The organism is uncultured Tissierella sp. (genome assembly GCF_902479755.1).
GTDB lineage: Bacteria > Bacillota > Clostridia > Tissierellales > Tissierellaceae > Tissierella > Tissierella carlieri.
In genome coordinates, this window is sequence record NZ_CABSQO010000023.1 from 33369 (window position 1) to 45763 (window position 12395).

Consider the following 12395-nt stretch of genomic DNA (forward strand, 5'->3'; position numbering starts at 1 on the left):
ATCTCTCCTAAAATCATTCTTTATTAAAGTAAGGAATTACACCGTCTGCAGTATTCTTAATACCATAATGTCCTCCTATACCCTCCATAGCTAATATCATAGCAACCTTGCCTATGGTCATATCAACATTGTCAACAGTCGAAATATCTAAGTCCTTATATCCTGACATATAAGAATAATTAACATTCGACTTCTCCACACCTATTATAGGTATATTATATTTCTTAGCTATTCCAACAATAATCCTATCAACTTGATTAATTCTTTTAGAGTTATCATCATGACTTCCTCCACAAATAATCAAATAGTCAATATCTTCCTCATAATTACCTATAGTTTCAATAAAACCTTCCTTCTCTAGATCCTCAAACATTGGAGATGATACACCAGATATTATAGACTCAGTTATAGTCGTAATAGTAGTTTCTGCAGGATTTTTAGATACGTTTATATTTAATCTTTTATATAAATTACTTAATTTTTCCTTATCTATTATATTATTATTTAAAGTGGTAACGTTTATTACTTTAGCCCCTGCCATCTCCAAATCTCTACCTATTCCTGATGTGACATAGTCTTCACTAGTTTCAATTATTCCTACCTTAAGTCCTTCTAATTTTCCTTTTATAATAGATTCATAACTTAGATTTATATATTCATCTTTATATTCATTCTCTGATTCTAATGTATTTACATTAGCTTTAAGTTCCTTATTTTCATTAATTAAAGTTTCAAATTGTGATTCTATTATTTCATTAATAATTTCTTGTTGTTCAATAACAAATTCTTGAGTATCCATGGTAAAGCCAATAAATATTCCTATGCCCAGAGCCACAAAAATAGAAACAATAGAAATTATATAAAATCTCATACTGGGTAACACACTATCACTCCTTAAAGGCCAAATAATAATCTAAGCCTAATTTTTAATAATGTTAAAAATGATTTAGTTATAGGATTAATAAGAATCAAAATAAATATTGGAATAAGAGCAGCTATCAAGATTAACACTAGATATTTAGTTTTAAATGTAGAGCTATAAAGTTTATTTACGCCTCTAGCATCTACTAATTTGCCTCCTACCTTCAATCTTACAAGAAATGTACTGGACATTCCTTTTCTTCCCTTTTCTAGGAAATCAATCATATTTGTATGGGTTCCAACAGCTACAATTAAATCTGCATTATTCTCATAAGCCAACAAAAGAGCAATATCCTCACTAGTACCAGGCGCTATAAATAACTTAGGTTCTATTCCAAGACTTTTAACTCTTTCTAATCCTGGAGCCCTTCCATCAGTATATGCATGTACTATAACATCCTTGGCCATTAATAAGCAATCATCAGATACACTATCCATATCTCCAATTATTATATCTGGTATAAATCCAAACTCCAATAAAGCATCCCCGCCACCATCTACTCCTATTAGTATAGGCTTTACTTCATTGATATATGATTTAATAGTTATTAGATCTCTTTTATAATCTATCCCTCTTACAACAACAAGAGCATGTCTTTCTCCTATATTTGTATTTATCTTCGGAATTTCTATATTTCCAGTAACTAGTCCCTTTTCTCTCTTTGCATATTCCAATGTATTTTCGATAAAAGAATCTAATTCACTTTCAATATTATCATAACCCAATTTTGTCAATTCTTCAATCATACTATGATCAATATAAGTACATTTTCCGATTTTCTTTCCCATGAATACTATATCATTATCATTAATTTCAATTTCATCACCTTCTTTAATTAAATCAAAGATTTCAATATCTTCTACTTCAAAAATAGGTATATTTTTTTCCATTAAAATAGCCGGTCCTCGATTAGGATACTTTCCACTTATTGTTTTTTCTGTATTTATTATACAAGAAACTTTTTTATCTGCTAAAGAATTTGCGGCTATTTCATCTAAATCTCTATGAGAGATAATAGCAATATCTTTGTATTCTAGTCTATTAACTAAATTTTTAGTTTTTCTATCCCTTTTCACAATTCCTTTTATGTACATAATAACCTCCATAAAATATATATAACTATTATTGACAAAATAAAATATATTATATCATAAAAGATTTGTAGCCGATACTCTTAAAAACACCCCCTAAATAATTAGGAGGATGTTTTATCAAAAACTTGCCATTAATTCATTTTGTTCTAGCCTCAATTTATCAGCAATAAGTGCTATAAATTCACTGTTCGTTGGTTTCCCTTTATTATTACTTATAGTATATCCAAACAATCTATTTATAGTATCTATCTTTCCTCTTGTCCAGGCTACTTCAATTGCATGCCTAATTGCTCTTTCCACTCTAGATGGAGTTGTGTTAAATCTAGCTGCTATGGTGGGATATAACTCTTTAGTTATTGCACCTAAAAAATCCATATCTTCAATAACCATAGCTATAGCCTCTCTTAAATATAAATAACCTTTAATATGAGCTGGAATTCCAATTTCATGAATAATTCTAGTTATTTGGGCTTCTAAATTCTTTTCTGCAAAAACAGGTCTATTTGATGAAAATACTTCTGAGCTCTCTTTAACCCTAATTATACTTTCTTCCATGCCAGCTATTTGTCTTAATCTTTTCATAAAAACTTGGAAATCAAATGGTTTGACAACATAGTAATGAGCTCCAAGTTCAATAGCTCTTTGAGTAATTTTATCTTGCCCAACAGCTGATAGTACTATTACCTTAGGAAAATTACTATCTCCAAAACTATTTAGCCTTTCCAATACCTCTAATCCGTCTAAATGGGGCATAATAATATCTAAAATTAAAACATCTGGTTTCTCTCTATCTATAACCTCTAATGCTTCAATGCCATCTTTAGCCACCCCAACAACTTGAAACTCTTCATAAGATGATATAAATCGAGTTAATATTTCACTAAATTCTCTATTATCATCTGCAATCATAACTTTTGTTTTTTTCATTCTTAATCCCCCTGTTTTTGTATAATTTATTATAATACATATATATTAATTCGACAAATGTATTAAAACTCCTTCTTTTTTTATAAATTTTTTGAAAAAAATAAGCCCCTAGGGCTTATTTATCTGTTCTAACATCCACTCAATATATATACCATAACCTTTAGTAGGATCATTTACAAAAACATGAGTGATAGCGCCAACTAATTTGTCATTTTGAATTATAGGACTACCACTCATCCCCTGTACTATCCCACCAGTTTTTTCTAAAAGTTTTTGATCTGTGATTTTTATTATCATACTTTTTTGATCTGTTTTCAGTTGTGGTTGTACCTTTATTATTTCAATTTCAAACTTTTCTACCTTATTATCTTCAATAGTAGTTAAAATATGCGCTTTTCCTTCTTTTACTTCCTCTTTAAATCCAATTGGTATAGGTTTGTTCTGTATAGGTTTTATATTGTTTTGATTAATAGTTCCATATATACCATATGCACTATTAATACTTATATCTCCAAGTAGATTATTTGTTTCATAGAATACACCTCTGATTTCCCCAGGAGTACCTTTCTTTCCTTGCTCTATCTTTGATATTTTGGCATTCATTATTTTACCTTTTTCTACTGATAGCAGTCCTCCTGTATCCATATCAACAATCCCATGACCTAAAGCCCCAAATTCATTGGTATCTTTATTATAGTAGGTTAAGGTTCCAATTCCAGAGGTCTTATCTCTTACCCAAATACCAAGCCTATAGCAATTATCTTGTATGCTCTGTAGAGGTTTAGCCTCAGTAACAAATTCTACTTTATTTCTTTGTACTACTATTTTCACATTTGAGTTTTTAATATTATTTAAAATACTAACCACATGTTCAGCATCTTGCACTTTTGTACCGTTTATTTCAATAATACTGTCTCCTACTTTTAAACCTGCCTCCTTAGCTGGGCTAGATCTATGTCCCTTAATATCAATAACATCTGTCACAGCTACAACTAAAACACCTTTGGTATTTAATCTAACACCAATAGCATTTCCACCTGGAACCAACTCAGGTCTATTGATGACATTTACATTATAATTTTTAACAGGAATAAATCCTAAGAGTTTTAGCTGTAACTCTGCTTCTCCTGCATCTATTCCATTTAATTGATAAGATTTTTTAAACCTAATACTTTCAGCTTCGCTATAACTGGCCTCTACTACATTCTCTTTTTCTTGGCTAATATCCAAGAAAAAAGGAAATGATATATCTAGATTCTTATTTTCTCCTTTAACAATATTGATACTTGAAGGATAAAATAAAATTTTGTTGGTCTGTATATTTAAACCTAATACAACTAATATTAAAATAGAAACTATAATTTTACGGCTAAATTTTAATTTACCCAAACATTATCACTCTCCTAACTGGCTTTGTCAAACTCACCTCCTATTTTCAATTTCATATATAATTTAGCCTTTTTTTAAATTAATTATTCTCTATTAAAAAATTTTTAAATGACAACTGATTTAAGTTTTACCAATAAAAAAGTGTTTTGACATGAAGTCAAAACACTTACGCTCTTTCTTTAATTTTTCTAGACATATCAATCATTTCCGAAGCATGTCTAAGGGTTGTATCAGTTAAATCAACACCTCCTAATAGTCTTGCCATTTCTTCAATACGATCCTTATCCGACAATTTGGAGATTACAGTATTGGTTTTATCTTCTAATACCACTTTATTTATAACAAAATGACTATCTGCTAAAGCTGCAATTTGTGGCAAATGAGAAATACACAAAACTTGATGATTTCTTGAAATATTATGTATTTTTTCACCCACAATTTGAGCTGTTCTTCCAGAGATTCCTGTATCAATTTCATCAAATATCATAGTAGGTATCTGATCAAAAAATGCTAATATGCTCTTGAATGCTAACATTATTCTTGACATTTCTCCACCAGATACAATCTTAGATAAAGGTTTCAATTCTTCACCTAAGTTTGTGGATATAAGAAATTCTATCTTATCATTACCTTCTGAAGTAAATTGAGATTTTTTTTGAAAATCAACCTTAAAATCAACTTTCGTCATATTTAAGGCAGCTAATTCTCTTTTTATATTTTCTTCTAAAATATTTGAAATCTTCTTTCTTTTAACTGATAGTTTTTCAGAGTATATCTCAAGATTCTTTTCTAATTCTAATATCTTTTTATTTGTTTCTTCAAACTCTTTCTCAAAATTAAGTAATTCATCTAATCTTTCTTCCGATTTATTTCTAAAATCTAAAATCTTTTCTATAGTATTCCCATATTTCTTTTTTAATTTATTTACAAGATTAATCCTATCAGTTAAAAAATTTAGCCTTTCTAAATCCACCTCTATATTATCTAAATAATTCCTTAACTCTCTGTATAAATCTTGCAATTCGTAATTAATACCTTCAAACTGCTTATGTAAATTTACAAGTTTTTCATCAAATTTTTTTACATTAGCAATAAGCGAAATACTTTTATTCATTAGATCTAATATTCCAGGTGATCCGAAACTTTCATTGTTTAAATAAGTCAATGATTCTTCAATAGAACAAGATATTTCATTTATATTAGTTAATCGTCTATATTCATTTTCAATATTTAATTCATCATCATTATTAAGTTTTGCATCATCAATTTCTTGAAGCTGAAATTTTAGTATATCTATCTCTCTATCTCTTTCACTACTATCTATAGATAATTTTTTTATCTTTTTTTTCTCATTTGTCCATTCGTCATAATACATTTTAATTTTTTCTTTTAATTCTATTAGATCACAATCTCCAAAAGAATCTACTAAAATTTCATGATTAGATGAATCTAACAATGACTGATGCTCATGCTGTCCAAATATATCAACTAATTTTGTTGTTATATTTTTAAGCATACTGGAAGTAATATTTCTTCCATTAACCCTAGATAAACTAGGACTATTTAAGTAAATTTCTCTAGAAATAATTATAAGATTATCATCATCCATATCTATAGAATATTCCTCTAAAATAGGCATTATAATAGATGGGTTCTCTATATAAAAAACCCCTTCTAGTATAGCCTTTTCATGGCCAGATTGTATAAATTCTCTATTACATCTAGATCCTAAAATAATACCAATAGCCTCTATTAATATAGATTTACCAGATCCAGTTTCCCCAGTAATAATATTTAATCCCTTAGTAAAATTTACCTTCAAGTCCTCAATAATTGCAAAATTTTTAATACTTAACTCAACTAGCATGTAAAAACCCCCAAATTAATAAAATTACATTTAACTAAGAGTACTATGAGCTTCTTCAATAACTGCAAAAATTGATTCATCATCTATTATATTATTTATATTGTTTTTTAAGTAAATTAAAAACTCAATATTTCCCGTTGCACCAGTTATAGGTGAGTATGTTAATCCATAAATACCCAAATCAATCTCAAGACAAAATTGCATTACAGATTTTATTACATCAAAGTGTATTTTTTTGTCTCTAATAACACCTTTTTTTCCAACTTTATCTTTTCCAGCTTCGAACTGTGGCTTAATTAGGGCAACTACTCCTCCATTTTCATCTAATAAATTTTTTGCCACAGGTAGAACTAAACGTAAAGAGATAAAAGATACATCAATAGAGATGAAATTTATTTTTTCTCCGATATCTTCATTTGTTACATTTCTTATATTGGTTCTCTCCATAACTACCACTCTAGAATCATTTCGTAGCTTCCAATCCAGCTGACCGTAACCTACATCAACAGCAAAAACCCTTGAGGCTCCATTTTTCAACATACAATCTGTAAAACCTCCCGTAGAAGATCCAATATCCATGGTTACTTTATCTTGTAAGGATAAATCAAAACTATCAATAGCTTTTTCAAGCTTTAAACCACCACGACTCACATATATATTGGGATTCTCTTTAATAATAATTTCCACATCTTCATCTAATTTTTCTCCAGGTTTGTCAATTCTAAGGTTACCAATAAAGACTGAACCTTCCATTATTACTCTCTTTCCCTTCTCTCTAGAATCCACTAGACCTTTTTCATATAAAATTACATCCGCTCTTTTTTTCACTTATCATCTCTCCAAATAAATTACTTTTTATTTTTTTTCTTATTAGGGAATATATCAATCCCAAGCCTTTTCTCTATTAGATTCAATATTTTAGCAATACTATAAATAATTCTTTCATAGTTAAATAGTGCTATTGATTTACCAAAAGCCTTGCCTCCTACTGTAAATGCAGCTATTAAAGAAGTAATTATTATTGTAAGCATCGTACCATCTACTAAACTATATCTATTCATCAATTTATATATTATTGTAGTACCTGCTGCACCAGATAAGATACCACTAATATCTCCTATGACATCATTACAAAAGTTCGATACCTGCCCTGCATTTCTAACAAGTTTTATTGCAAATTTTGCTTCTTCAACTTTATTAGCTGCCATAGCATGAAAAGGTTTTTCTTCTGCTGTAGTTACAGCTATTCCTATAATATCAAAAATAATTCCTATTAAAATAATAACAATTAAAACGATGAATGCCGCTGCAATATCTAAATTTGTAACTAAATTCTCAGTAATAACCGAAACAATAATAGACATAATAAAAGTCCATATACTTATAAAAAACACCCATTTTAAATTATATCTAGTAAAAATTCCTTCTTCTTCTTTTTTATTCATATATTAGTGTTCCCTCCATGACCCTTTATACGAAAACTAATAATAGTATATACGCAAAAAGCTGATAGCTACAAGCTATCAGCTATAAGAGTGGTAGTAAACTGTGTAAATCTTACGGCTTTAGGTCCAGCAGGATTTCCCTAATAAAAACTGTCTGTCGCCATAACAGCGGTTTCCCTTTAATTCTATTATCATCTTGTCGCCAAAGATAAAACTGGATTGCCACTTAGTCCGCACTGTAATCCACAACTTACCTCTTTTAGAACAGTCTAGGAGTTTTCCTCTGCAGCCATTCTATTCCTTAGCCTCTTTTGCAAAATAGGTTTCGATAACAGAACTTAAGATATATCGGGCCCTTTAATATCTCAAGTTGAACTTATCATCCGCCATACTTCACTCAAGGCAGGCTACTCTGCTTCTAGTAATATATACATAGCAGGTTTATCATGATATGTCTTTTAAAATATGGAATATCATGTCTCCACGAGAGTAGGGTCATCGCCTGCATGCCATTGCAGATCGCCCCATCCCTCTTACTCCCTGTAAGGACCCACGACTGGGCGTCGCAAGCCGAAACAAAGAACTTCATCGATATGCCCTTCGACGGATTTTTAGCCCCGCCCTCTAGAATAGTTGTGCTGACTAGAATACTGTACCACTCAAGCTAAAAATATTATAGCATAATTTTTCCTAAAATTCAATTGAGATTATACTAATTATCACGTTTAACCAGTTCTTCTGTTAGAGAAACTAAAAAATTAATATCTCTATTTTTCAATGTCATTAAGGCATCAATAGCCTTGTTGCTATATTCACGAGCGGCAATTCTAGCCTTATTAATGTCATGAAATGTTAAATATGTTAGTTTTTTTATATCTTTATCCTGATTCATATCTAAAATATCATCTCTAATCTGATAAGCTAATCCAAGATTTAATCCAAATTCTCTTATGGATTCAATTTCCTCTTCTTTAGCTTCTCCAACAATTGCACCTGTAACCAAAGCAGATTGAATTAAAGCCGCAGTTTTTGTTTTATACATAAACATTAGTTTATCTTCTGCCATCGTATCATGATTGGCAAACAAATCAACCACTTGCCCGCCTATCATACCATATACACCTGCATATCTACTAATCTCTTTAAATGCTCTTATATGTTTTTTATAGTTATCTATAGTTTTAAGTTCTTCCATATGATCTGCAATAGTTTCAAAAGCAGAATTCAACAAGCCATCACCAGAAAGTATTGCCATAGCTTCACCAAATACCTTGTGATTAGTTGGTTTTCCCCTTCTAAAGTCATCATTATCCATAGCTGGAAGATCATCATGGATTAAAGAATATGTATGTATCATCTCAATAGCTACTGCATAGGGTAATACTTCCTCAATATCTTTGCCAAACATCTCATAGGATTTAATAGCCATTATAGGTCTTAGTCTTTTACCTCCTGTAAATAAGCTATAATCCATAGTTTCAAAGATTCTCTTTTGATAACCATTTCTATCTTTAAATCTTTTCTTAAGTTCTTGATCAATAATTGAAATTAAACTTTTTAGTTCATTTTCCATATTTATCCCTCCATAGGGAATTCAATATCTACCATATTCCCATTATCATCTTTTAATAAAATTTTAATCTCACCTTCTGCCTTAGATAATAACTCATTGCAATAATTATATATGTCCATACCTTTCTTAAATTTATCTAAGGAGTCATTAAGAGTACAATTCTCTTCCTCTAATTCTTTTAGTATAGACTCTAATTTTAAAATAGCTTCCTCATAAGTTAAATCCTTATTTTTCAACTACGAGCTCCCCCTTATCAATACTCTTTATTATGGACCTTATTTTTCCATCTTTCAGTAGTATATTAATTTCTTCATCTATTGTAGTATCATCAATAGATTTAATTATCTTCCCTTGGCTATCAATTAAAATACCATAACCTCTATCTAAAGCTAAAAGTGGATTTAATAAATCAAGACTATTTTTCAAGTCTAATAGCTCTGATTTTTTACCCATAAGTTTTTTTTCTACTATATAATTTAAATCTCTAAATAAACTATCTATTTCTTGTCTCTTATCTCTTAGCTGATTCATAGGATTATAGAACTTAAGATTTGCATTTAAATGTTTGACCTTTATTCTATAATCTTCTATAAGATTAAGCATTAACTTAGTTAATCTATTGTATTTACTTTCCAATTCACTATTTAAATGGCAAATATCTGGCACCGAAAGTTCTGCCGCTGCTGATGGCGTAGGCGCTCTTAAATCAGCAACAAAATCTGCTATAGTAAAATCTGTTTCATGACCTACAGCAGATATAACAGGAGTTCTTAATTTATAAATTGTTCTAGCAACTTCTTCATCATTAAAAGCGAAAAGCTCTTCTATAGAACCTCCACCTCTACCAGTTATAATAAGATCTATATCTTCTCTACTATCTAGATAATTAAGTCCCTTACAAATTTCCATAGGTGCTTGTGAGCCTTGTACTAAAGATGGATATATGAGTATATTACATGGTGGAAATCTTCTTTTAATTACAGTAATTATATCTCTTATAGCAGCACCAGTAGACGAAGTAACAACTCCTATCTTCTTTGGCATAAATGGAATAGGCTTCTTGTCACATTCTGAAAACATTCCTTCAGACTCTAATTTTTTCTTTAGTTCCTCAAAAGCTTTATATAAATTCCCTAATCCACTTTCCTTAATATGTCTGATATAAAGTTGATAATCTCCTTCTTTTTCATATAAAGAAACATAACCTGTTGCTATAATTTTCATCCCATCTTCAAGATTAAACTTTAAATTCCCATTATCACTTTTAAACATAACAGCTTTGATTTTACCCTTTTCATCTTTAAGATTAAAATACATATGCCCGCTGTAATGATGTTTGAAATTTGATATCTCACCTTCAACACTTAAATTAGATAAAATCATATCTCCTAGAAATACTCTTTTGATATAAGAGTTCACTTCACTTACCTTTAGAGGCCGTATATCCATATCTTATCTCCATAGTATTTATTTTTTATCAATATTTCTAACGAATCCACCCAATACTCCATTGATAAACTTAAAAGATTCCTCTGTGCTATATTTTTTTACAATTTCAATGGCTTCATTAATAGACACTTCTATTGGTATATCTTTTCTATATAGAATTTCATATACAGCTATACGTAAAACTGCTAAATCAATTTTTGCTAGTCTATTTAAATTCCATCCTTCTGAATATAATTCAATATATTTATCAATTGACTCTAAATTTTCTTTTATTTTAGTCATCGCATCTAAAATATATTCCTTTTCCAATTCATCAAAAGGAAAATTATTAAAATATAGTCCTAATGCTTCATCAGAAAAATCCTCATTTATTTCCATTTGATAGAGTATTTTCATTGTTCCTTCTCTTGCTTGCTTTCTTCCCATTTTTCCCTCCTACAAATCTAAAACTATAATAATATATTAACTTCTGCCACCTGGAGGAAGTACTTTTTCCAACAATTCTCTAAAGTTAATATTTTTATAAGATTTGCTTCCTAAAGTATATCCTATACAAGTACATATAAAAATAAACATGGTTTTAAAAAAACCAATAATAAGAATTACAACACCTAATAAGAATCCTAATAAAGCACCAAAAAATTTTCCTTTGTTATTACTAACTAATTCTAAAAGGTCATTTAACATTTGTTTACCCATATACAACACCCCATTTACCTTACAACCCTAGTAGGTGCCGCTACATTGTTTGCTTTTACCTTCACTTCTGCTACCTTTGCTCCAGTTGCATTTTCAATATACTCTTTTACCATAACTTGTAACTCTTTAGTAACCTCTGGAATATTAATCTCTGGTAAAACATCTCCCATAAGCTCAATTTTAATTTGTCCTTCTAAAAGATTTACACTAGTTCTAATATTATTCATCCCTGAAAATTTATCAACTACATTCTGTACTAGTCCAATTATTGTGTTAGCGTAAATAATAATTTCACCATATTCATTTGTTGTAACTAAATATGAACCTTCAGTTTTATTATCTTTTCTAGAAAAACCAGAAAAAATAATTCTTATGCTAGCAATAAGTAAAACTATCCCCGCTAAAGTATAATAATAGTTTCTATTCATATTAGCAACCATATTAATAATACTATTTATAGATAAAGGCCCAAAAATATTAAAAGGAATTACAATAATACAAAAAGACAATACTAATATACATAAAGCAAATAAAGCAATAATTAACCTATCTAAGATCTTCATCAGTATATCCCCTCTCCCAGTATTTAAAATTACCCTCTGGTCTACAGAGGGTAAATATACTATTTTACTCTTGGCTCTACTTCTATTTTTCTTTCCTTTGGAATATTTACACCTTGAATATTTACGTTTACTTCTACAACATTTAGACCTGTCATAGTTTCCACTGTATTTTTAACATTTTCCTGTACATTCTTACCAAGTTCAGAGATTTTTGAACCATATTCCACAATAATATATAAATCTATGACAGCTTCTTTTTCACCAGCTTCTACCTTGACACCTTTAGATAAGTTCTTCATACCTAACATTTCAGTAATTCCGCCAGTAATGCCACCACTCATACCTGCTACACCATCAACTTCAGTAGCAGCAACCCCAGCAATGATTGCAATAACATCATCTGAGATTCTTACTGTACCATGTTCAATATTCTCATCATTATAATTATCAGCCAAAATTAAACACCT

At 29.7% G+C, this 12395-nt stretch carries 14 protein-coding genes; all 14 read right to left on the reverse strand.

Annotated elements, in window-relative coordinates:
* Window positions 1-13: 13 nt before the first annotated feature.
* A complete protein-coding gene (locus tag RDK80_RS12775; RefSeq protein WP_308524481.1) occupies window positions 14-883 on the reverse strand; it encodes a copper transporter in 870 nt (289 codons plus the stop codon).
* 11 nt (window positions 884-894) lie between these two features.
* Window positions 895-2016, reverse strand: a complete 1122-nt coding sequence (gene steA / locus RDK80_RS12780) for a putative cytokinetic ring protein SteA (RefSeq protein ID WP_308524482.1) — start codon at window positions 2014-2016, stop codon at window positions 895-897.
* 117 nt (window positions 2017-2133) lie between these two features.
* Window positions 2134-2943, reverse strand: a complete 810-nt coding sequence (gene spo0A, locus RDK80_RS12785; protein ID WP_094900282.1) for a sporulation transcription factor Spo0A — start codon at window positions 2941-2943, stop codon at window positions 2134-2136.
* A 108-nt stretch (window positions 2944-3051) separates the two neighbouring features.
* On the reverse strand, window positions 3052-4332 hold the full coding sequence (spoIVB, locus tag RDK80_RS12790) for a SpoIVB peptidase (protein WP_308524483.1): 1281 nt from the start codon (window positions 4330-4332) through the stop codon (window positions 3052-3054).
* A gap of 166 nt (window positions 4333-4498) precedes the next feature.
* Window positions 4499-6199 carry a DNA repair protein RecN gene (gene recN, locus RDK80_RS12795; protein WP_308524484.1) on the reverse strand — a complete coding sequence of 567 codons (1701 nt, stop codon included), beginning with the start codon at window positions 6197-6199 and terminating at the stop codon, window positions 4499-4501.
* Between the two features lie 30 nt (window positions 6200-6229).
* Complete coding sequence (locus RDK80_RS12800) at window positions 6230-7027, reverse strand: TlyA family RNA methyltransferase (RefSeq protein WP_094900279.1); 798 nt, start codon at window positions 7025-7027, stop codon at window positions 6230-6232.
* A 20-nt stretch (window positions 7028-7047) separates the two neighbouring features.
* Complete coding sequence (locus RDK80_RS12805) at window positions 7048-7644, reverse strand: hypothetical protein (protein WP_308524485.1); 597 nt, start codon at window positions 7642-7644, stop codon at window positions 7048-7050.
* A 712-nt stretch (window positions 7645-8356) separates the two neighbouring features.
* Window positions 8357-9217: a farnesyl diphosphate synthase gene (locus RDK80_RS12810; protein ID WP_308524486.1), complete on the reverse strand. Its 861-nt coding sequence runs from the start codon at window positions 9215-9217 to the stop codon at window positions 8357-8359.
* A 2-nt stretch (window positions 9218-9219) separates the two neighbouring features.
* A complete protein-coding gene (gene xseB, locus RDK80_RS12815; RefSeq protein WP_308524487.1) occupies window positions 9220-9453 on the reverse strand; it encodes an exodeoxyribonuclease VII small subunit in 234 nt (77 codons plus the stop codon).
* On the reverse strand, window positions 9443-10666 hold the full coding sequence (gene xseA, locus RDK80_RS12820; protein ID WP_308524488.1) for an exodeoxyribonuclease VII large subunit: 1224 nt from the start codon (window positions 10664-10666) through the stop codon (window positions 9443-9445). The genes xseB and xseA overlap by 11 nt, the downstream gene beginning before the upstream one ends.
* Before the next feature lie 18 nt (window positions 10667-10684).
* Window positions 10685-11092: a transcription antitermination factor NusB gene (gene nusB, locus RDK80_RS12825; protein ID WP_094900274.1), complete on the reverse strand. Its 408-nt coding sequence runs from the start codon at window positions 11090-11092 to the stop codon at window positions 10685-10687.
* Window positions 11093-11128: 36 nt separating this feature from the next.
* On the reverse strand, window positions 11129-11365 hold the full coding sequence (locus tag RDK80_RS12830) for a DUF2273 domain-containing protein (protein WP_094900273.1): 237 nt from the start codon (window positions 11363-11365) through the stop codon (window positions 11129-11131).
* 14 nt (window positions 11366-11379) lie between these two features.
* Window positions 11380-11928: an alkaline shock response membrane anchor protein AmaP gene (gene amaP, locus RDK80_RS12835; protein WP_308524489.1), complete on the reverse strand. Its 549-nt coding sequence runs from the start codon at window positions 11926-11928 to the stop codon at window positions 11380-11382.
* A 59-nt stretch (window positions 11929-11987) separates the two neighbouring features.
* Complete coding sequence (locus RDK80_RS12840) at window positions 11988-12383, reverse strand: Asp23/Gls24 family envelope stress response protein (RefSeq protein ID WP_094900271.1); 396 nt, start codon at window positions 12381-12383, stop codon at window positions 11988-11990.
* Window positions 12384-12395 lie beyond the last annotated feature (12 nt).